Source organism: Euzebya sp. (assembly GCF_964222135.1).
GTDB lineage: Bacteria > Actinomycetota > Nitriliruptoria > Euzebyales > Euzebyaceae > Euzebya.
Genome location: NZ_CAXQBR010000066.1, coordinates 21,813 through 40,616 on the forward strand (window position 1 = coordinate 21,813; position 18,804 = coordinate 40,616).

Sequence of the window (18,804 nt, forward strand, 5' to 3'; positions counted from 1 at the left end):
GAGAGGGTGGGATCACCACCACGGGAGGGCGAGCCATGAGCCAGCGAGACCCCAGCAGCCAGGTCGGACGCAGCCAGGTCGGACCGGTTCCCGAGTCCCCGCGCGTCCCGGACGGGCGGGCGCCGGACGAGGCCGACACCGCCGAGATCGCGATCCCCCAGGACGACCAGACCCTCCACGACCACGGGATGACCGACCACGCCCTCCGACGGGCAGCGGAGGAGCGGCGACGCGCCGAGCAGGCCGTCTGGCTGGCGGCCATCCCCCGCTAGGGGCCGCCAGCGTCCCCACGGGGGCGGTGGCGCAGGAGGCCATCACCCCGTTCCCCGCCCCGGCACTGCCCGTGCCGGGGCTTCCCCCGTCTGCGCCGGTACCATTCGCTCGAGCATGGCAGCACCCGATGTCGCCGCGATCCTCCGCGCTGGGGGGCACCGGGTCACCGGTCCCCGGAGGGCCGTGTGGCGCGCGCTCTCGGAGTCCCAGGGGCACCTGACGGCCGACGAGCTGGCCGAGCGCGTCGCTCGCATCGACGCGACCGTCAACCTCGCGTCGGTCTACCGCTCGCTCAGCCTCTTCGAGGAGCTCGACCTGGTCCGCCAGTCGCGGCTGGCCGGCGACCAGGCGAGCCGCTGGGAGCTCGCCCACCCCGACGAGCACTTCCACCTGGTGTGCCGGACCTGCGGCACGGTGGACCACCACCGCGGGACGCTGGTGCAGTCGGTGCGCGACCACCTGGCGTCCGGGCACGGCTTCGACGCGGAGTCCGTGGAGCTGAGCGTCACCGGCGTCTGCGCGGACTGCGCCGACGGCCCGTGACAACTGCGAACAGATCGCAGTAAGCTTCGCGCCGACCCGCTCCCGATGACAGGACGACGACGCCATGCACGCACCTGACGGGTTCCTGACCGTCGGCACCGCCGCAGCCACCGGAGCCATCTCGATCGGCGCGGTCGGCGCCTCCCTCGCGAGCCAGGCGAAGGACCGGCTGTCGGAGTCCCAGATCCCGCTGGCCGGCATCGCGGCGGCCTTCATCTTCGCCGCGCAGATGGTCAACTTCCCCGTCGCCGCGGGCACGACCGGGCACCTCCTGGGCGGCGCCCTCGCCGCGATCCTGCTGGGCCCGGCGATGGGGACGCTCGCCGTGACCGTGGTCGTCGTGGTCCAGGCGTTCGGGTTCGCCGACGGCGGGTTGACGGCCCTGGGCTACAACGTCCTCAACATGGCGGTCGTCACCAGCTTCGGCGGCTACGCGGCCTTCCGGCTGCTGCGGCGCATCCTCCCCGCCAACGGGGGAGGGGTGGTCGTGGCCGCCGGCCTCGCGGGCGGGATCAGCGTCGTGCTCAGCGCCGCGGCCTTCAGCCTCGAGTGGCTCTTCGGCGCCTCCGCCCCGATCCCCTTCGACACCGTCTTCGGCGCGATGGTGGGCGTCCACCTCCTCATCGGCATCGGCGAGGGGATCATCACCGGGATGGCCGTCGGCGCGGTCCTCGCGGCACGCCCCGACCTGGTCCACGGCGCGTCCGACCTCGATCGGCTCCAGCTCGCGGACCGCCCCCGGCTGGGCCTGCGTGCGTTCGCCCTGACGGGGCTGGCCGTCACCGTGGTCATCGCGACCGTCGTCAGCCAGTTCGCCGTCGACGACCCCGACGGGCTGGAGCGGGTCGCGGAGGACCAGGGCTTCATCTCCGCTGCGGAGGAGCACGCCCTCGGCTCGTCGATCTTCGCGGACTACGCCACCGCCGGCGTCGACGACGAGCAGCTCAGCCTGGCAGTCGCCGGGGTGACGGGCGTGCTGCTCACCCTCCTCGTCACCGGCGGGCTGGTCCTCGCCCTGCGCGACCGAGGTCCCCCGCGGCGGCACGCCGGGCGAGCCGCAGCCGACCGACCGGCCAGCACCCGCATGACCCGCGGACGCTGATGGGCGCCGGCCACGCCCACGCCCTGTACGTCCACGGGCACTCGCGCGTGCACGCGATGGCGCCCGAGGCGAAGGTCGCCGCGGCGCTCGGGTTCGTGACCGTCGTCGCCCTCACCCCCGCCGACCTCGGCTGGGCGTTCGCCGGGCATGCCGTCGTGCTGGCCGCCGTCGCACGGACGGCCCGGCTGTCCGTGCGCTTCGTCGCGAGCCGCGCCCTCGTCGTCGTCCCCTTCATCGCCTTCGTCGCGCTGATCCCGTTCGTGGCCACCGGCCCGCGGACCGAGGTGCTCGGCGTGGCGGTGTCCGCCGAGGGGCTCGTCGCCGCCCGGACGATCCTGTGCAAGGCCGTGCTGGGGGTCACGACGACCGTGGTCCTGGCGGCCACGACGGAGACCACCGCGATCATGCGGGGCCTGAACCGCCTTCGCGTCCCGACGGTGATGACGGCGATCGCCACGTTCATGCTGCGCTACCTCGAGGTGCTCACCGGCGAGCTCGGCCGCATGCGCACCGCGATGACCGCCCGCGGCTATGACCCGCGCTGGCTGTGGCAGGCCCGCCCGATCGCCAGCTCGGCCGGCGCCCTGTTCGTCCGCTCCTACGAGCGGGGTGAGCGGGTCCACGCGGCGATGCTGGCCCGCGGCTTCGACGGGACCATGCCCGTGCTCGACGACCGGCGCGCGGGGCGGGGCGAGTGGGCCGCCGCGGCCGCCCTGCCCCTGCTCGCGCTCCTCGCCCTCCTCGCGGCCGCCGCCACCCGTACCCTGGGCGGCCTGTGACGCCGCCCACGCTCCGCATCGCCGACCTGGCGTTCACCTACCCCGACGGGCGCCGGGCGCTCGACGGCGTGGACCTCGAGGTCGGCGTCGGCGAGCGGATCGCCCTGCTCGGTCCCAACGGCGCGGGCAAGACGACGCTGGCGCTGCACCTCAACGGCATCCACGCAGTGCAGGAGGGCGTCGTCGAGGTCAGCGGCATGCCCGTGGTGCCGGCGAACCTCGGGGAGATCCGCCGTCGGGTCGGGATGGTCTTCCAGGACACCGACGACCAGCTGTTCATGCCCCGCGTCGCCGACGACGTGGCCTTCGGACCCGCCAACCTGGGGCTGCGCGGACCCGACCTCGAGCTGCGGGTCAAGGAGGCCCTCGACGCGGTGGGGGCCGCCGACCTCGCGTCCCGCGCCCCCCACCACCTGAGCGGCGGGGAGCGGCGCCGGGTCGCCCTGGCGACCGTCCTGGCGATGCGGCCTGACGTGCTGGTGCTCGACGAGCCGACGTCCGGGTTGGACCCCGCCGGCCGGCGGGAGCTCGCCGAGGTCCTCGCCGGCCTGGCGATCACCCAGGTGCTGATCACCCACGACCTGCCCTTCGCCCTGGAGCTGTGCGACCGGGCGGCGATCGTCAACGCCGGCCGGGTGGTCGCCGACGGGAGGGTGGTGGACGTCCTGTCCGACGAGGCCGTGCTGGCCGCCAACCGGCTCGAGCTGCCCCTGGGGTTCGACCCCCGCCTCGGCTTCGAGCGGCGCCGGCGCTAGCCCGTCGCGTGCCGCGCTGCTGCGCCGTCGCGCCGGACCGGTCACACTGCCGGCGATGCCCAGACCTGATGCGGAGATCGAGCGCGCCCTCGTCGTGGGCGCCCACCCCGACGACATCGACTTCGGCTGCGCGGGAACGGTGGCCCGCTGGGTCCGGGCCGGTGTCGACGTCACCTACCTGCTCATCACCCGCGGGGACCAGGGCGGGTTCGACGACACCCCGCGCGAGCTGATGGGCGGCATCCGCGAGGCCGAGCAGACGGCGGCCGCGGCCGTCCTCGGCGTCACCGACGTCCGGTTCCTCGACGGCTACCGGGACGGCTGGGTGGAGCCGACGGCGTACCTGGTGCGCGACATCTCCCGCGTCATCCGGGAGGTCCGCCCCCAGCGGATGCTGATCCAGTCGCCGGAGCGGAACTACGACCGGCTGCCGGCCAGCCACCCCGACCACATGGCCGCCGGCGAGGCGTGCATCCGCGCGATCTACCCGGCCGCGCGCAACCCGTTCGCGTTCCCCGAGCTGCTCGAGGAGGGGCTCGACCCGTGGGTGGTGCAGGAGGTCTTCGTCATGGCCCACCCCGGGGCCCGGCACGCCGTCGACGTCACCGATGCCTTCGACGACAAGATCGCGGCGCTGCGCGAGCACGTCAGCCAGACCGCCCACCGCGTCGACGAGATGGCCGACCGGGTCCGCGCCTGGATGGCCGACTCCGCGGCGGCCGGGGGTCTGGCTGAGGGCCGCCTGGCCGAGCTCTACCACGTCATCGAGCTCGAGTGATGGCCGACCGCCTGACGGCCCACCTGCGCGCCTGGGTGGGGGAGTGGCCGCCGCGCGCCACCGTCCAGGTCGTGGGCGACCCCGCCCGGGACCGCCCGACCTGGGACGGGTCCGTCCGCCCGCTGCTCGGGGTCGGGGACGGCGAGCGCCACGTGATCGCGGTCCCGCCCTCTGCGGTCGACGACGTCCGGCGGGTGATCGGGACCGACCTCGCCGACCCGGGGTTGGGTGACCGGCTGGCCCCGCTGCTCGGGATGGACGGCGCGGTGTTCGGCACCGGCGTCTTCCGCTGGACCCACCTGCCCGCGCCCCTGCCGTCGACCGGGACCTGGGTGCCGACCCAGGACGCCCGCCTGCCGTCGTGGCTCGCGCCGTTCAACGGGCCGCGGCTGGTGGCGATGGACCCGCGCGGGGGGTACCTGGCCGGCGTCGGCATCAAGGTCCACGACCCGGTGGGTCGGGAGATCGCCGTGGTCACCTCGCCGGCCGCGCGGGGGAAGGGCCTCGCCCGCCGGCTCGTGGTGACCGCCACCCGCCGGATCCTGGCCGACGGCGGCGTCCCCACCTACTTGCACGACCCGGCCAACACCGCGTCGGCCCGCGTCGCCGACGCCGCCGGCTTCCACGACCGCGGCTGGACCGTCCACGGACTGTGGCGGCGCCCTGCCGAGGGCCGCTGACGTCGCCGCCGGGGGATCGGTGACGAAGCGATCACAGGCCGTTGTGCCTGCTCCGGGTCGGGCGTAGCGTCCGCTCGTCTCGCAGCCGACACCAGAGGGGTGGACCCGTGGGCATGACATCGAGCCGTACTCGCGCGACGGGCGCATCCGTCGCCGCCATCGCCGTCGCGCTGGTCGCCGCCGTCCTCGTCGCGGTTCCGGCGAGCGCCGCGGCCACGGGGAGCATCGTCTTCACCCGTGACCACGACGTCTGGATCATGGCGGCCGACGACCCCTCCACCGCGCGGCCCGTCACGACCGACGGGACCGCCGCGGCGCCCTACCTGTTCCCGTCCCAGGACGACCAGGGCCGCATCGTCGCGGTCACGGGTGGTGAGGGCGGGCAGGTCGTGCGGATGGACCAGGAGGGGACGGTCCTCGACGGCCCGTTCAGCGTCCCCGGCGGCAACTTCCAGGACCTCGACGTGCGCGCCGAAGGGGAGGTGTTCACCTACACCACCTACCAGAGCTACCAGACGCCCGAGGGCTTCGTCGTGGCCCCGACCGTCGACTTCGCCTACGCCGACGGCCGGGACCCGGCGCCGGTCGCCAACCCGGCGTTCGACTCCGCGGACGCGACCTACTCGACCGATCGGGCGTTCCTCATCGACTACGACGACGACAGCACCCCCTGGGTGGCGACCTACGGCCCGTCGGGCGCGGCGCTGCAGAACTGGTTCCAGCCGTGCACCGCCCCCACCCAGGCCGGGGACGACAACCTCGGCTGCTTCCCGTCGATGGCGGACGTCACGACCGCGCAGGACCGCGTCGTCGTCGCCCTGCCCGGCATCGCCTGGGTGCCGGTCGGCTCCCGCCTCTACGTCTTCGAGATGACCGGCCCGCCACCCGCCGCGCCGACCTTCTCGTGTGAGATCGTCGGCCCCGAGCCGAGCTTCTCCGACACCCGGTCCTTCCGGAACCCCGAGTGGTCGCCCGACGGGTCCTCGCTCGTGTGGGAGCTCGTGCGCGAGGGCGAGGAGGGCACCGGCTCCGGGGAGCTGTTCATGGCCACCGGGCTCGACACCGACTGCGAGGGCGGGTTCGCCGCTGCCGTGTCGCTGGGCGTCGGCGGTTCGCCGGACTGGAGCGCCGCACCCCTCGGTGCCGCCCCCGGCGAGCCGACGGACCCGCCGACCGAGCCGACGGACCCGCCGACCGAGCCCCTCCCCCCGGGTGCGGTGCCGGAGCCGAGCCCGGTCGACCCGACGGAGCCGCGTGGCGCGTTCGACGGCAACCCCGCCACGACCGAGCGGGTCAACGTCAGCGACCCGATCGCCATGGGCCTCGCGATCTCCCGCGCGCGCTTCGCCGACGGCGCAGCCGGCCGCGTCGTGCTCTCCCGCGACGACGAGTTCCCCGACTCCCTCGCCGGGGCGACGCTCACCGCCGACGGACCCCTGCTGTTCACCCCGACCGGGCAGCTGCACGCCGGCACCCGGATGGAGATCCAGCGGGTCCTGCCGCCCGGCGGCACCGTCCACGTCCTCGGCGGAGTGAACGCGGTGTCGGAGGAGGTCGAGGCCGAGCTGACCGCCCTCGGCTACGTCGTGGACCGCCTGGCCGGTCCCTCCCGCGTGCAGACCGCGATCGCCGTCGCGGACCGGGTGCGCCAGGTCGCACCCGGCACGACCGCGGTGGCGCTCGCCCGCGCCGGCGGACCCGCGGACAACCCGACCGCCGGGTGGGCGGACTCGGTCACCGGAGGGGCGTGGGGCGCGGCCACCGGCGTCCCCACGCTGGTGACGGACACCGCGGCCCTGCACCCCGACGTCGCCGCGTGGCTGTCCGCCAACGGCATCGACCGGACCGTGCTGTTCGGCGGAACCGCCGCGCTGTCCGACGCGGTGGCCGGCGCCGTGCCGAACCCGGTCCGGATCGCCGCCTCCGAGCGGACCGGCACCGCCGCGGCGATCGCCGCCTCCCTGTGGCAGGCCGCGGACTCCGGCCCGCGCCGCTTCACGATCATCGACGGGTTCGACCCCGACGGCTGGGCCTACGGGCTGGCCGCCGCCGGGATGGCGTCGGACGCCGGTGCCCCGCTGCTGATGGTCAACGGCGACGTCGTCCCGGACCCGACCGCGGCGATGGTCACGGGCTGCACCGAGGTCGACCTGGCCCTCATCGGCGCCGGCTCGGTCATCAGCCACCCCGCCGCGGTCCAGCTCGACGAGCTCGACACCTGCTGACCGCACCCGCACCCGCCCCAACCCCCCACCCCAACCCCCCACCCCAACCCCCCACCCCACCCCCCCACCCCAAACGCACGGATCGACCACTGGAGAGGTGTGAGGAGGTCGCCGGCGTGGTCGATCCGTGGAGCCCCGTGCCCGTGACCTGCGCGGATCACCCCCCGGAGGTGGGTCTCACCCCTCGTGGTGGTCGATCCGTGCGGCGCGGCGGGGCAACCGGGCAACCCACCACCTGACCAGCGCCTCGTCATCGACGTCGAACGCGGCCACCATCGCCCGTCCGCAGGCCACGACGAGCTCGTGCCGGGCCACAGGATCGTCTGCGTCGTGGGCCCGGCGGTAGGCGTCCGCGGCGGCGTCCCATGCGGGTGACGGACCACGGGGGAGGGGGAGGGACAGGACCTGCGCCGCGCTCAGCTTCAGCGCGCCGCGGGCTCGGGCGGCACCGGCGTGGCGTCGTGCCGCGACGGCGGTCAGGACGGGACTCGTCAGCGCGGCGCCGACGTGCCACGGCCTGTCCGTCCGGACCGTGATGACCGGCGTCGACGGGATCCACCCGCCGTCGGCGTCCACGACCGCCTCGAGCACCCGGCTCTGGGTCGCCACCAGCACCTTCGGGCCCAGCCGCGCCGCTGCGAACCCCGCCGGCAGGGCACGCGCCGCGGGCGCCCGCCAACGCCGCTTCGCGAACCGCGCCGGCACCTCACCCCAGCGGAGGTGCGCGGGGTCGATCAGCCCGGCGGTCACGACGGGGCGGCCCTCGGGGGCCTCGGCCGCCTCGACCACGTGGTCGGCCAGGAGGTAGTAGGCGTCGCGGAAGTCCGCCGAGGCCATCGCGACGTCGCCGATCACCCGCGCTCCGGGGACCGCCACGGCGGGGACATCCGCAGCGAGCAGGGGGGTCCACGTCCCCGGCGGAGTCCCCGGCCCACCCTCGCGCCGCCTGACCAGCCGCACGGCGCAGGTGGGCACCCCCGGGAAGGCGCCGTCGCGGTCGCGCCACACGACCTCCACGTCACACGTGGAACCGACCGACTCACGGACCGCCTGCGCACCGGCTGCGGCCAGCACCGCCTCCGGCACGACGAGCACAGCGACCCCTCCGACCTCCAGGTCCCGGGCGACCGCCAGCAGGAACAGGCCGGCGTCGTCGACGTACCCGCGGGCCGCGGGGCCCAGCCACGCCTCCAGCTGCCGACGCCGGTCCGGCGACCGTGCCGTCCGGGCGCTCAGCTGGGAGCGGAACGGCGGGTTGGTGAGGACGAGGTCGCCCGGCATCGCCTCCCGCGGCGCCAGCCCGTCGCCGACGCGCACGTGGACGTCGGTCGCGCCGGCGAGGTCGAGCGCCCGCCGGGTCGTCTCCACCGCCAACGGGTCGACGTCGACGCCGACGAGTTCGACCGCCGGCCACCGCTCGTGCGCCGCCAGCAGGAACGCGCCACCGCCGCAGGCGGGGTCCACCACCCGGGCGGGCGGGTCGGACGTGGCGCACGCCACCAGCTCCCTGGCCACGTCCGGCGGGGTGAACCACGCGCCGAGCGCGGTCCGGGCCGCCGGGTCGTGCAGGACCTCCCGGGCCCGGCCCAGCAGCCACGGCGTCCGCACGTCCGTGGGGAGGCGGGCCACCAGCGCGTCGACCGCGGGCAGCCGGTCGGCCGATCCTCCGAGGGCCGCGGCCAGCGCGGCGAGGATCAGCTCGGGCGGCTCGTCCAGCCGGGACAGCGCGGCCAGCACCTCGGCGGCGGTGACGTCGTCGTGGGGACCCACCCCGCCAGTGTGTCGGGACACCCGTCATCCTGACGGGTCTCCCGACACACCGAGGGCGGGTCGTGCGGCACGCCGTCAACGGTGGTTGACACTCCATCGGCCGTCAACTACAGTTGACACATGACCGCACCACCGGTGATGACCGCCGCAGGGGAGGCGTCGAGCCGCGACCCCGCCATCGGCCTCCGCGCCGTCGCCGCGCTCCGGGACCTGACCGATGACCTCGAGGTCCTGCAGGTCGACAACGCCCGCGAGCAGGGCTGGTCGTGGCAGCAGATCGCCGATGCGCTCGGGGTCTCCAAGCAGGCGGTCCACAAGAAGCACGCGCGCAGCCGGCTGCGGAGGAGATGAGGACGTGTTCGAGCGGTTCACCGACAACGCCCGCGACGTGGTCGTCCGGGCCCAGCAGGTCGCCCGCGACCTCGGCCAGCGGACCATCCGCCCGACCGACATCCTGCTCGCCATGGCGGAGGGGACCGACCAGATGGCCGGCGACATCCTGCGCACCGCCGGGCTGGACGGGCCCCGGCTCCGCGAGCACCTGCGACACGCCTCGGACGCGGCGGTCCTGCGCACGCTGGGCATCGACCTCGACGCCGTCCGCGACCAGGTCGCCGAGACCTTCGGCGATGGCGCCCTCGAGCGCGCTGCCCGCAAGCCCAAGGGCCACATCCCCTTCACCAAGCCGGCGAAGAAGGTGCTCGAGCTGTCCCTCCGCGAGTCCCTCGCCCGCAAGGACGGGTACATCGGCACCGAGCACATCCTGCTCGCGCTGTTCCGGGAGGGCGGCGAGGCGGCGGACCTCCTCCGCGCGTCCGGCATCGACCGCGGCCTGGTCGAGCAGGGGATCGCCGAACGGCGCGCCGCGGCCTGAGCTCACCGGGGTCCGGGCGCGGGCCGCGCGGCTACGGTCGGGCGACGGCGACCGCGACGATCCCCCGGAGGACGCGATGACCCTGACCCTCGGCGACGGCCCCCTCACGACCACCCCGCCCGAGCAGACGAACTACACCGTCGACGGGCCGCCGCACCGGCTGCTCCTGTCGCCGTTCCCGCGGCGGGTGCGCGCGGTGTTCGCCGGCCAGGTGGTGCTCGACACCGTCGAGGGGCGGCTGCTGCACGAGTCGAACATGCTGCCCGTCCTCTACGTCCCCACCGCCGACGTCAGCGCGGACCTGCTGGTCGACTCCGACCACACCACTCACTGCCCGTTCAAGGGCGACGCCCGCTACTGGTCGATCCGCGTGGGCGACCGCACCGCCACCGACGCGGTGTGGGGCTACCCCGACCCGAAGGCAGCGGCCGCCTGGCTCGAGGGGTACCAGGCCTTCTACTGGGACCGCCTCGACGCCTGGTTCGACGAGGACGAGCAGGTGCACGGCCACCTCCGCGACCCCTACCACCGGGTCGACGCGCGGCGGTCCAGCCGGCACGTCGTGGTCCGCCACGGCGACGTGGTCCTGGCCGAGTCGACCCGCCCGGTCGTCGTCAGCGAGACGGGTCTGCCGAACCGGTTCTACCTGCCCGCCGGCGACGTGCGCACCGACCTGCTGACCTCGTCCACCACGCGGACCCACTGCCCCTACAAGGGGGATGCCTCCTACTGGTCACTGCGTGACGGCTCGGGCCACGACATCGCGTGGAGCTACGAGACGCCGTTCGCCGAGGCCCTCCCCGCCGCCGGCCACCTGTGCCTCCTCGGCGACGGCGTGACCACCGAGGTCGACGGGGTCGAGCTGCCCGGCTGATCACGCCGCTCGGGTGGAGGGGGGACCGGTCACCGCTCCTGGTCGTGCGCCCTCCGCGGCATGGGGTACCACTCGGCGCCGGCCGGCTCGCCGGCCAGGTTCCAGCTCCACGAGACCGTCGGCGTGATCCGCACGTACCAGCCGGGCCCGATGAGACCGGTCCGCTCGACGGGGTCATCGGCGTGGCCGTACACCCGGATGCCGCGGGCGACGAACGGGTCGAGCGAGGCGAGGTCGTCGACGACCAGCGCGACGTCCCTGCGGCCCGCCATCACGTTGCGGACCTTCCTCGTGGAGAGGAACGACTCGCCGCCGCCGCCGATCCACAGCACGTCGTCGTCGAGCTCGAACGCCACCGGCACGACGTCGGGCTGGCCCCCCGCGTCCACGGTGGCGATGCGGGCGAGGGGCTGCGCGGTGAGGTAGTCGCGCTCGGCCTGGGTGAAGCTCATCGGGAGGGTCCTTCCGGCGGAGGGGTGACGGGCATGTGCGAGCCGAACGACAGCAGGTTGCCGTCCGGGTCGGCGACGACGAAGGTGCGCTGGCCCCAGGGCTCACGGCGGAGGGGGTGGTGGAGCCGCGCCCCGCGCTCCCGCACCTCGAGGTAGAGAGCCCTGACGTCGTCGACCTCGAACCGGACGGCGAGGAGATCGGGCTCGGGAGGGGGCGCCGGCCACGGCGGGTCGGTCTTCCGGCGCAGGTTGAGCGCCACGCCGTCACGGCTCAGCTGCGCGTGGAACGGCGGGACGCCGTAGACGTAGTCCACGCGGAAGGCCAGCACGTCGGCGTAGAACTCGATCGAGGGAGGGATCGCCCGCACGAAGACCTGGGCGAACGCCCGTCACGTCCCCCGCCACGGGGCCGGTCGAGCCTCCGGGAGATCGGTCGCGGCCGTCAGCTCCTCCCACGTGGGGAAACCGAGCTCGGCGGCCAGCACCTGCTGTGCGTCCCGCAGCGTGAAGCGGGCGTCCAGGACCTCGAGGTCGGTCATGCCGGCGAACCGCGGCGCGTGCTGCCGGATCCGCTCCGGCACGGTGATCAGCCCCGCCCGGTGGTCGCGCACCAAGTGCTTCGCACGCTTGCGGATGTTCTCGAGTTCGTCCATGGGAGCCTCATGAACGAGTGGGCCGTGCCCTTCCCGGACGTCCCGGGCGCACCTCGACGCGTGCGGCGAGGTCACCATATCCCATGTCGACCCGTCTGGGACGACCGGTGCAGGTGCTCGGCGTTGTCGCACCTGCTGCCTATCGTGAGGGTCATGGATGTCCCCACCCCCGATGCCCAGACCACGCCCGCCGGCCGCGTCATCGGGACCGAGGCCGCCCGGCCGCTCGAGTTCCACGTGCACGTGGGGCCCGGCCAGTTCCTCCAGCTCGACGACATCGTCGCGGTCCGCCGGCCCGTCCCGGGGCAGTCCGACATCGAGCTGTACGGCGTGGTCACCGAGGTGCGGGGCTTCCACGAGGGGCTCGAGCACCACTCCGACGTCGAGCGGGTCATGGCCGGGCAGATGTACGGCCGGGCATCGGAGGTCGCGACGATCCTCACCACCCGGATCGAGCCGGAGGTGTTCCTGCCGCCGATCCCCGGCAACGAGGTCCACAAGGTCGCCGGCCGTCAGCGCGACAAGGCGATGTTCCTCGACAAGATCGAGCCGGGGCGACGCCTCGCGTCGGGTCTGCACCGCGCAGGTGGACCGGTCTTCGTGGACGCCGACTTCGTCGACGGGACCAGCGGCGCGCACGTGAACATCTCCGGCGTCTCCGGCGTGGCGACCAAGACGTCCTACGCCACGTTCCTGCTGCACGCGCTGTTCCACGACGGCTCGACCGTGCTCGGCCCCTCCGGAAAGCACGCCCGATCGCTGATCTTCAACGTGAAGGGCCAGGACCTGCTGTACCTGGACCAGCCGAACGCCCGGCTCAGCGTCGAGCAGCGGGCCAGATGGGCCGAGGTCGGCCTGCCCGCGCAACCCTTCGGCTCGGTCGCGTTCTGGTCGCCCCCGGTGAAGGGGGCGGCATCGCCCACCCCCGCCAGCGCCCGCAAGGACAAGGTCCGCGCCTACTGGTGGTCGCTGGCGGACTTCTGCGCCGAGGGCATGCTCAGCCTGCTCTTCGCCGACACCGACGACGAGCGCCAGCAGTACACCGCGGTCGCCCGCAACGTCGCGACCGCCCTCGAGCGGTTCGCCACCCCCCTCGCCCAGGGAGGGGTCCAGATCGGCGTGGAGCAGGCCACCACCTTCGCCGACCTGGTCCGGATCATCCGCGACTACGCCGAGGACGAGGACCCCCAGTGGGTCGGCCGGTTCGCCACCTCCGGGTCGATCGGGGCGTTCATGCGCCGGCTCGACTCCGCCGCGGACCACGTCGCCCACCTGATCCGCGGCGACCAGGACGGCTGGCAGCGCCACCGGGTCCGGGTCATGAGCTCCGACGAGCAGGTCAACGTCGTCGACCTCACCCCGCTGTCCGGTCGGGCCCAGCGCTTCGTCGTCGGCGCGCTGCTGACCCAGGAGTTCGCGGCCAAGGAGGCGCGGGGCACCCGCGACCCGCTGCTGTTCGTCGTGCTCGACGAGCTCAACAAGTACGCCCCCCGGCAGGGCAACTCACCCATCAAGTCGACCCTCGTCGAGATCGCCGAGCGCGGACGGTCCCTCGGGATGATCCTCATCGGCGCCCAGCAGACCGCCTCCGCGGTCGACGAGGCGATCATCACCAACGCCTCGATCAAGGTCGTCGGCCGCATGGACCCCGCCGAGGCGTCGAAGAACGAGTACCGCTGGATGCCCGAGTCCCAGCGCGACCGGGCGATGCTGATCAACCCGGGCACGATGATCCTGAAGCAGCCGCGCGTCCCGGCGCCGCTCGTCGTGAACTTCCCGATGCCCGCGTGGGCGACCCGGGCGGAGGAGGTCGCGATGGACGTCGCGGGCGCGCCCGGCCTCGCGGGCGGCGACCCCTTCGACACCGACACGTTCACCCGCGGCTGACCGTCCACGTCGGGGAACGCCCCGTCGGGGTCATGTGGGGGCGATCCCCCATGGCTGGTCCGACCGCAGGCGGTGATGCTGTCGGTCGTCCTCCCCACGACCCCGACCGAGGAGATCCCGCGTGACCCTGATCGCCACCGACGGCCTCACCAAGCGCTTCGGCCAGGTGACCGCGGTGTCGGACCTGACCGTCGCCATCGGCGAGGGGGTCGTCGGGCTCATCGGCGCCAACGGAGCCGGCAAGTCGACGCTGATCAAGATGCTGCTCGGCCTGCTGCCGGCCACCAGCGGCACCGCGACCGTGCTCGACCTCGACGTGGCCGCGGACGGGCCCGCCATCCGCGAGCGCGTCGGGTACATGCCCGAGCACGACTGCCTCCCACCCGACGTCGCGGCGACCGAGCTCGTCGTGCACATGGCGCGGATGTCCGGCCTCCCGCCCACCGCCGCCCGCGAGCGCACGGCCGACATCCTCCGCCACGTCGGGTTGTACGAGGAGCGGTACCGGCCCATCGGGGGCTACTCGACCGGCATGCGCCAGCGGGTCAAGCTCGCCCAGGCGCTGGTCCACGACCCCGAGGTGGTCCTGCTGGACGAGCCGACCAACGGGCTGGACCCCGCCGGTCGCGACGACATGCTCGGGCTGATCGCCCGGATCAGCGCCGAGTTCGGCATCTCGGTGCTGGTGACCTCCCACCTCCTCGGCGAGCTCGAGCGGGTGTGTGACCACGTCGTCGTCATCGACGCCGGCCGGCTGCTCCGCGCCTCCTCCACCGCCGACGTCACCGCCGCCAGCCAGGTGCTGGTCGTCGAGGTCGACGACCGCCACGACGAGGTCGCCGCAGCCCTGCAGCGCGCCGGCCTCGACGTGCAGACCGCGGGGCGGCTCATCGAGGTGCAGCTGCGCGACGACGCGACCTACGACGCCGTCCGCGACGCGGTCGTCGCCGCCGGGCTCGGCCTGATCCGCATGGAGCGACGACGCCATCGGATGGCAGAGATCTTCACCGCTACCACGACCGCCGCGACGGGAGCTGCGACCCATGGCTGAGCAGACGGCCCCCGCCACCGCCGACGCCCAGGGCGTCATCCACGACATCGGCTACCGGCACTACGACGGCCCGCGGCTCGGCCGCGGCTACATCCGCCGGTCGTTGTTCACCGAGAGCCTCCGCGCCGCCTACGGGCTCGGTCGCAGCACCCGGTCGAAGGTCATGCCGATGATCCTGCTGGCGGTGATGTGCCTCCCCGCCCTCGCGATCGTCGCGATCACCGCCGTCACCCGGTCCGACGAGCTCGTCGCCGACTACCTGTCCTACCAGCTCAACATGCAGGTGGTCATCTCGATCTTCGTCGCGGCCCAGGCGCCGGCGCTCGTGTCCCGCGACCTCCGCTTCGGGGTCATGTCGCTGTACTTCTCCCGACCGCTCGAACGCCCCGACTACGTCCTCGCGAAGGTCGGTGCCATGGCCGCCGCGCTGCTGGTGCTCATGGGCACGCCGCTGGTGATCATGTTCCTCGGCGCCCTCGTCGTCGGGCTGCCGCTGGGCGACCAGGTCCCCGACCTCCTCCGCGCGCTCGCCGGCACCGCCCTGCTGGCCGGCATCCTCGCCGGGCTCGGCGCGCTCATCGCGGCGATCACGCCTCGCCGCGGCCTCGCCGTCGCGGCGATAGTGGCGGTCCTCGTCGTCCTGTCCGGCGTCCAGGCGGTCACCCAGGAGATCGCGATCGAGCAGGGGGCCGGTGAGGGCGTGGCCTACCTCGGCCTCCTCTCCCCCTACACCCTTGTCGACGGGGTGCAGAGCGGCCTGCTCGGCGCCACCAGCTCCCTCCCCGTCCCGCCCGGGGCCGGCAGTCTCGTCTTCCTCGGCGTCGGCCTGCTCCTCGTCGGCGGGTCGATCGCAGCCCTGCTGGCCCGCTACCGATCGGTGTCGGTGTCATGAGCGTCCTCACCCTCGACCAGGTGTCCCGCTGGTTCGGCAACGTCGTCGCCGTGAACGACGTCACGATGTCGATCGGCCCGGGTGTCACCGGCCTGCTCGGCCCCAACGGCGCGGGCAAGTCGACCCTCATCAACATGATGGCGGGCTTCCTCGCCCCCTCCGCCGGGACGGTGACCCTGGACGGCGAGGCGGTGTGGCGCAACGAGGCCATCTACACGCGCATCGGGCTGGTCCCCGAGCAGGAGGCCATGTACGACTCGGTGTCCGGGGGGCGGTTCGTGCTCGCGAACGCCGAGCTCCACGGCCTGGCGGACCCCGAGGCCGCCGCGACGCGGGCCATCGAGACCGTGCACATGGCCGAGTTCGCCGACCGGGACATCGCCACGTACTCGAAGGGCATGAAGCAGCGGATCAAGGTGGCGACCGCCCTGGTGCACGACCCGCCGGTGCTGCTCCTCGACGAGCCGTTCAACGGCATGGACCCGCGCCAGCGCCTCCAGCTGATGGACCTGCTCGACGAGATGGGCGCGGCCGGGCGGACGATCCTGTTCAGCTCCCACATCCTCGAGGAGGTCGAGCAGATCGCCGGGCAGATCCAGGTCATGGTCGCCGGCCGCCACGCGGCCTCGGGGGACTTCCGGCACATCCGCCGGCTCATGACCGAGCGACCCCACCGGTACGTCGTCCGCTCCGGCGACGACCGCCAGCTCGCTGCCGCGATCATCGCCGGCACCGGCGCCACGGGGATCGAGCTGCTGGACGGCACCGACAGCGCCTTGCACGTGCAGGCCTCCGACGTCGCGACGTTCACCCGCGCGCTGCCCCGGCTCGCCGCCGACCACGGCATCCGCCTGTTCGAGGTCAGCCCGGCCGACGAATCCCTCGAGAGCGTCTTCTCCTACCTGGTGGCACGCCCGTGAACGCAACCGTCGCCCAGCTGACCGCCCGCAGCCTCCTCGGCCGCCGCCGGGTCCTCGCACTCGCGATCCTCCCGCTCATCCTGCTGGTCCTGTCCGTGGTCATCCGATCCGTGGCCGGGGACGACCTCACGGTCACGGTCGCGCTGCTCAGCGGCTTCGCTCTCGGGACCGTCGTGCCGCTGCTGGCCCTGGTCGCCGGCACCGGCGCCATCGGCCCCGAGATCGACGACGGCTCGGTGGTCTACCTCCTCGCCAAGCCGCTCCCGCGCCCCACCATCGTCACCTCGAAGCTGGCCGTGGCGATCGGCGTGGTCACCGTCGTCGCGGCGGTGCCGACGCTGCTCGCCGGGGTGGTGGTGGCGGGGTTGGAGGACGGCCTCGCCGTCGCCTTCGGGGTGGGGGCCGTGGCCGCCGGCATCGCGTACTGCGCCCTCTTCCTCCTGCTGGCGGTCGTCAGCCGGAACGCCGTCGTCATCGGCCTTCTCTACGCCCTGATCTGGGAGTCCCTCATCGGCGGGTTCGTCCCCGGCGCGCAGGTGCTCAGCGTCCAGCAGTGGGGCCTCGCCGTGACCGAGGGGCTGCTCGGCGGACGCGCGGAGGCCCTCGGGGTGACCAGTGCGGTGAGCACCGGCACCGGCATCGCGCTGCTCGTCGTCGTCACGGTCGGGGCCACCGCCTACGCCGGGCAGCGGCTCCGCTCGCTCCGGGTCGGCAGCGGGGAGAGCTGACCCGCGAGGTGCGCAAGGACGGTCGGACCGCGGGGGTCGCCGGCGGGTCACACTTCGACCCATGACCTCGACCCCCGCCGGCCGCGACCGGCTGCGCGAGCTGCTCGACGCGGTGCTCGACGAGCACAACCGCTCGCTCGGCGAGATGGCGCGGGACGCGCACGCCTCGCCCTTCCACTTCGCGCGCCAGCTGCGCCGGGACGCGGGCGAGCCGCCGGTGGCGATGCGCCGCCGGGTGGCCCTCGAGCGGGCTGCGTGGCAGCTGGCCGGCGGCGCGGCGGTCCACGAGGCCGCCGAGGCCGCGGGCTACGACTCCGTCGACGGCTTCGCCAGGGCGTTCGCCCGCGCGTACGGCTGCGCGCCCAGCGCCTACCGGGCCGCCGGGGAGGCGGCGCCCGCCGGGCGGACCGCGCACTGGCTGACCGCGCCCAACGGCATCCACTTCCACCCGCCGGCCTCGCTGTGGGTCGAGGGCGAGCCCGCGCCCGGCGGCGGGGCGGTCACGTCGCTCATGGTCACCCATGACCTCGAGGACACCCGTGCGCTGCTCGCCCTGGCGGTCGACCTCGACGACGAGGCGCTCCACGCGGTCCACCAGCCTGGTGACGCGATGCTCGACTGGGACGGCCCCGACGACACCCTCGCCGCGGTCCTCGCCCACCTCGTGTTCACCAAGGAGGTGTGGCTCGCGTCGATCGAGGGCGCCGACGTCCCGGCCCGCCCGGACGGCGACCCGACGGCGCTTCTGGACCGCCACGACGCCGTGGCCCCGCGCTGGCTGGCCGCGATCCGCGACATCGACCGCCGCGGCGCCTGGGGCGACCGGCTCGTCGACGCGCTGTGCGACCCGCCCGAGTCCTTCCTGCTGGCCGGCGTCGTCGCCCACGTCCTGACCTACTCCGCGGCCCGCCGGCAGCGGGCCCGCCTGCTGCTCCGCGCAGCGGGGGTGACCGCCGCCGGCGACGGCGACCCCCTGCAGTGGCTGATCGACCGCTCCGACGACCCCGCACCTGGAGGCACCCAGTGACCCGCACGCGCTACTACACGGCCACCACGCTCGACGGCTTCCTCGCCGACCCCCACGACAGCCTCGACTGGCTCTTCGTCCAGGACCACGACCCCGACGGCCCCCTCGGCCACGCCGCCTTCATGGCCGACGTCGGGGCGCTGGTCATGGGCGCCACGACGTACGACTGGATCCGGGCCCACATGGACCAGACAGGGGAGGGGTGGGCCTACGACGTGCCGACCTGGGTGCTGACCCACCGCGACCTGCCACCGGTGGAGGGGGCCGACATCCGGTTCGCAGCAGCCGACGACGAGGCCGGCCTGGCGGCGGTGCACGCCGACCTCGTGGCGGCTGCCGACGGCCGCGACATCTGGGTCGTCGGCGGGGGCGGCCTGGCCGCCGACCTGGCCGCCGCGGGGCTGCTCGACGAGATCGCGGTGTCCATCGCCGCGGTGACGCTCGGCGCGGGCAAGCCCCTGCTGCCCCGGCCGATCGACCTCCGCCTGACGTCGGTCGACCGCAACCGGGCTTTCGTCTGCGCCACCTACGAGGTCGTCGG

At 74.2% G+C, this 18,804-nt stretch carries 22 protein-coding genes; 18 read left to right on the forward strand and 4 right to left on the reverse strand.

The annotated features are described in order from the left end of the window. Nucleotides 1-35: 35 nt before the first annotated feature. The 8 genes from ACEQ2X_RS14325 (at nucleotide 36) to ACEQ2X_RS14360 (ending at nucleotide 7,135) form a co-directional block, all read left to right on the forward strand. Nucleotides 36-272 (forward strand): hypothetical protein, encoded by a 237-nt coding sequence (locus ACEQ2X_RS14325; protein ID WP_370326500.1) that lies wholly within the window; start codon nucleotides 36-38, stop codon nucleotides 270-272. A 115-nt stretch (nucleotides 273-387) separates the two neighbouring features. Continuing rightward, entirely contained in the window at nucleotides 388-816 is a 429-nt protein-coding gene (locus ACEQ2X_RS14330) for a Fur family transcriptional regulator (protein ID WP_370326501.1), read from the forward strand. A gap of 64 nt (nucleotides 817-880) precedes the next feature. After that, nucleotides 881-1,918 carry an energy-coupling factor ABC transporter permease gene (locus ACEQ2X_RS14335; RefSeq protein WP_370326502.1) on the forward strand — a complete coding sequence of 346 codons (1,038 nt, stop codon included), beginning with the start codon at nucleotides 881-883 and terminating at the stop codon, nucleotides 1,916-1,918. Next, nucleotides 1,918-2,697 carry a cobalt ECF transporter T component CbiQ gene (gene cbiQ / locus ACEQ2X_RS14340; protein ID WP_370326503.1) on the forward strand — a complete coding sequence of 260 codons (780 nt, stop codon included), beginning with the start codon at nucleotides 1,918-1,920 and terminating at the stop codon, nucleotides 2,695-2,697. The genes ACEQ2X_RS14335 and cbiQ overlap by 1 nt, the downstream gene beginning before the upstream one ends. Beyond that, complete coding sequence (locus ACEQ2X_RS14345) at nucleotides 2,694-3,452, forward strand: energy-coupling factor ABC transporter ATP-binding protein (RefSeq protein ID WP_370326504.1); 759 nt, start codon at nucleotides 2,694-2,696, stop codon at nucleotides 3,450-3,452. Before cbiQ ends, ACEQ2X_RS14345 begins: the two co-directional genes overlap by 4 nt. A gap of 55 nt (nucleotides 3,453-3,507) precedes the next feature. Then, nucleotides 3,508-4,230 carry a PIG-L deacetylase family protein gene (locus tag ACEQ2X_RS14350; protein WP_370326505.1) on the forward strand — a complete coding sequence of 241 codons (723 nt, stop codon included), beginning with the start codon at nucleotides 3,508-3,510 and terminating at the stop codon, nucleotides 4,228-4,230. Continuing rightward, complete coding sequence (locus ACEQ2X_RS14355; protein ID WP_370326506.1) at nucleotides 4,230-4,910, forward strand: GNAT family N-acetyltransferase; 681 nt, start codon at nucleotides 4,230-4,232, stop codon at nucleotides 4,908-4,910. The genes ACEQ2X_RS14350 and ACEQ2X_RS14355 overlap by 1 nt, the downstream gene beginning before the upstream one ends. Nucleotides 4,911-5,023: 113 nt before the next feature. Then, nucleotides 5,024-7,135 carry a cell wall-binding repeat-containing protein gene (locus ACEQ2X_RS14360; RefSeq protein ID WP_370326507.1) on the forward strand — a complete coding sequence of 704 codons (2,112 nt, stop codon included), beginning with the start codon at nucleotides 5,024-5,026 and terminating at the stop codon, nucleotides 7,133-7,135. A gap of 177 nt (nucleotides 7,136-7,312) precedes the next feature. Here the strand turns inward: ACEQ2X_RS14360 and ACEQ2X_RS14365 are convergent, their stop codons facing one another. Next, the gene (locus ACEQ2X_RS14365; RefSeq protein WP_370326508.1) at nucleotides 7,313-8,905 is read right to left on the reverse strand and encodes an N-6 DNA methylase; all 1,593 of its coding nucleotides are present in this window, start codon (nucleotides 8,903-8,905) and stop codon (nucleotides 7,313-7,315) included. Between the two features lie 120 nt (nucleotides 8,906-9,025). Here ACEQ2X_RS14365 and ACEQ2X_RS14370 point away from each other — a divergent pair, with 120 nt between their 5' ends. The 3 genes from ACEQ2X_RS14370 (at nucleotide 9,026) to ACEQ2X_RS14380 (ending at nucleotide 10,653) form a co-directional block, all read left to right on the forward strand. After that, complete coding sequence (locus tag ACEQ2X_RS14370; protein WP_370326509.1) at nucleotides 9,026-9,256, forward strand: helix-turn-helix domain-containing protein; 231 nt, start codon at nucleotides 9,026-9,028, stop codon at nucleotides 9,254-9,256. 4 nt (nucleotides 9,257-9,260) lie between these two features. Further along, complete coding sequence (locus ACEQ2X_RS14375; RefSeq protein WP_370326510.1) at nucleotides 9,261-9,779, forward strand: Clp protease N-terminal domain-containing protein; 519 nt, start codon at nucleotides 9,261-9,263, stop codon at nucleotides 9,777-9,779. A 76-nt stretch (nucleotides 9,780-9,855) separates the two neighbouring features. Then, complete coding sequence (locus ACEQ2X_RS14380) at nucleotides 9,856-10,653, forward strand: DUF427 domain-containing protein (protein ID WP_370326511.1); 798 nt, start codon at nucleotides 9,856-9,858, stop codon at nucleotides 10,651-10,653. A 29-nt stretch (nucleotides 10,654-10,682) separates the two neighbouring features. On the opposite strand, the gene ACEQ2X_RS14385 is transcribed toward ACEQ2X_RS14380, so the two are convergent. Genes ACEQ2X_RS14385 through ACEQ2X_RS14395 form a run of 3 tightly spaced genes read right to left on the reverse strand, consistent with a single transcriptional unit; the run spans nucleotide 10,683 to nucleotide 11,758 of the window. Further along, a complete protein-coding gene (locus tag ACEQ2X_RS14385; protein ID WP_370326512.1) occupies nucleotides 10,683-11,105 on the reverse strand; it encodes a PPOX class F420-dependent oxidoreductase in 423 nt (140 codons plus the stop codon). Further along, on the reverse strand, nucleotides 11,102-11,473 hold the full coding sequence (locus ACEQ2X_RS14390) for a VOC family protein (protein ID WP_370326513.1): 372 nt from the start codon (nucleotides 11,471-11,473) through the stop codon (nucleotides 11,102-11,104). Before ACEQ2X_RS14390 ends, ACEQ2X_RS14385 begins: the two co-directional genes overlap by 4 nt. A 21-nt stretch (nucleotides 11,474-11,494) precedes the next feature. Continuing rightward, complete coding sequence (locus ACEQ2X_RS14395; protein WP_370326514.1) at nucleotides 11,495-11,758, reverse strand: hypothetical protein; 264 nt, start codon at nucleotides 11,756-11,758, stop codon at nucleotides 11,495-11,497. 153 nt (nucleotides 11,759-11,911) lie between these two features. Here ACEQ2X_RS14395 and ACEQ2X_RS14400 point away from each other — a divergent pair, with 153 nt between their 5' ends. From ACEQ2X_RS14400 to ACEQ2X_RS14430, 7 genes are all read left to right on the forward strand, one after another. Continuing rightward, nucleotides 11,912-13,645, forward strand: a complete 1,734-nt coding sequence (locus ACEQ2X_RS14400; protein ID WP_370326515.1) for an ATP-binding protein — start codon at nucleotides 11,912-11,914, stop codon at nucleotides 13,643-13,645. Between the two features lie 121 nt (nucleotides 13,646-13,766). Next, nucleotides 13,767-14,696, forward strand: coding sequence for an ABC transporter ATP-binding protein (locus ACEQ2X_RS14405; RefSeq protein ID WP_370326516.1), 930 nt, complete (start codon nucleotides 13,767-13,769; stop codon nucleotides 14,694-14,696). After that, nucleotides 14,689-15,588: an ABC transporter permease gene (locus ACEQ2X_RS14410; protein ID WP_370326517.1), complete on the forward strand. Its 900-nt coding sequence runs from the start codon at nucleotides 14,689-14,691 to the stop codon at nucleotides 15,586-15,588. Before ACEQ2X_RS14405 ends, ACEQ2X_RS14410 begins: the two co-directional genes overlap by 8 nt. Beyond that, nucleotides 15,585-16,508: an ABC transporter ATP-binding protein gene (locus tag ACEQ2X_RS14415; RefSeq protein WP_370326518.1), complete on the forward strand. Its 924-nt coding sequence runs from the start codon at nucleotides 15,585-15,587 to the stop codon at nucleotides 16,506-16,508. Before ACEQ2X_RS14410 ends, ACEQ2X_RS14415 begins: the two co-directional genes overlap by 4 nt. Next, complete coding sequence (locus ACEQ2X_RS14420; protein ID WP_370326519.1) at nucleotides 16,505-17,236, forward strand: ABC transporter permease subunit; 732 nt, start codon at nucleotides 16,505-16,507, stop codon at nucleotides 17,234-17,236. The genes ACEQ2X_RS14415 and ACEQ2X_RS14420 overlap by 4 nt, the downstream gene beginning before the upstream one ends. 61 nt (nucleotides 17,237-17,297) lie before the next feature. Continuing rightward, on the forward strand, nucleotides 17,298-18,263 hold the full coding sequence (locus ACEQ2X_RS14425; RefSeq protein ID WP_370326520.1) for a helix-turn-helix domain-containing protein: 966 nt from the start codon (nucleotides 17,298-17,300) through the stop codon (nucleotides 18,261-18,263). Next, nucleotides 18,260-18,804, forward strand: a 545-nt coding sequence (locus ACEQ2X_RS14430) for a dihydrofolate reductase family protein (protein WP_370326521.1), incomplete at its 3' end; no start/stop codon positions are given. The genes ACEQ2X_RS14425 and ACEQ2X_RS14430, both read left to right, overlap by 4 nt.

Excerpts from the sequence above, each read along its gene's own strand:
- ACEQ2X_RS14325 (WP_370326500.1), top strand. The coding sequence starts at position 36 with ATGAGCCAGCGAGACCCCAGCAGCCAGGTCGGACGCAGCCAGGTCGGA.
- ACEQ2X_RS14330 (WP_370326501.1), top strand. The coding sequence starts at position 388 with ATGGCAGCACCCGATGTCGCCGCGATCCTCCGCGCTGGGGGGCACCGG.
- ACEQ2X_RS14335 (WP_370326502.1), top strand. The coding sequence starts at position 881 with ATGCACGCACCTGACGGGTTCCTGACCGTCGGCACCGCCGCAGCCACC.
- cbiQ (WP_370326503.1), top strand. The coding sequence starts at position 1,918 with ATGGGCGCCGGCCACGCCCACGCCCTGTACGTCCACGGGCACTCGCGC.
- ACEQ2X_RS14350 (WP_370326505.1), top strand. The coding sequence starts at position 3,508 with ATGCCCAGACCTGATGCGGAGATCGAGCGCGCCCTCGTCGTGGGCGCC.
- ACEQ2X_RS14355 (WP_370326506.1), top strand. The coding sequence starts at position 4,230 with ATGGCCGACCGCCTGACGGCCCACCTGCGCGCCTGGGTGGGGGAGTGG.
- ACEQ2X_RS14360 (WP_370326507.1), top strand. The coding sequence starts at position 5,024 with ATGACATCGAGCCGTACTCGCGCGACGGGCGCATCCGTCGCCGCCATC.
- ACEQ2X_RS14370 (WP_370326509.1), top strand. The coding sequence starts at position 9,026 with ATGACCGCACCACCGGTGATGACCGCCGCAGGGGAGGCGTCGAGCCGC.
- ACEQ2X_RS14380 (WP_370326511.1), top strand. The coding sequence starts at position 9,856 with ATGACCCTGACCCTCGGCGACGGCCCCCTCACGACCACCCCGCCCGAG.
- ACEQ2X_RS14385 (WP_370326512.1), bottom strand. The coding sequence starts at position 11,105 with ATGAGCTTCACCCAGGCCGAGCGCGACTACCTCACCGCGCAGCCCCTC.
- ACEQ2X_RS14395 (WP_370326514.1), bottom strand. The coding sequence starts at position 11,758 with ATGGACGAACTCGAGAACATCCGCAAGCGTGCGAAGCACTTGGTGCGC.
- ACEQ2X_RS14400 (WP_370326515.1), top strand. The coding sequence starts at position 11,912 with ATGGATGTCCCCACCCCCGATGCCCAGACCACGCCCGCCGGCCGCGTC.
- ACEQ2X_RS14410 (WP_370326517.1), top strand. The coding sequence starts at position 14,689 with ATGGCTGAGCAGACGGCCCCCGCCACCGCCGACGCCCAGGGCGTCATC.
- ACEQ2X_RS14415 (WP_370326518.1), top strand. The coding sequence starts at position 15,585 with ATGAGCGTCCTCACCCTCGACCAGGTGTCCCGCTGGTTCGGCAACGTC.
- ACEQ2X_RS14425 (WP_370326520.1), top strand. The coding sequence starts at position 17,298 with ATGACCTCGACCCCCGCCGGCCGCGACCGGCTGCGCGAGCTGCTCGAC.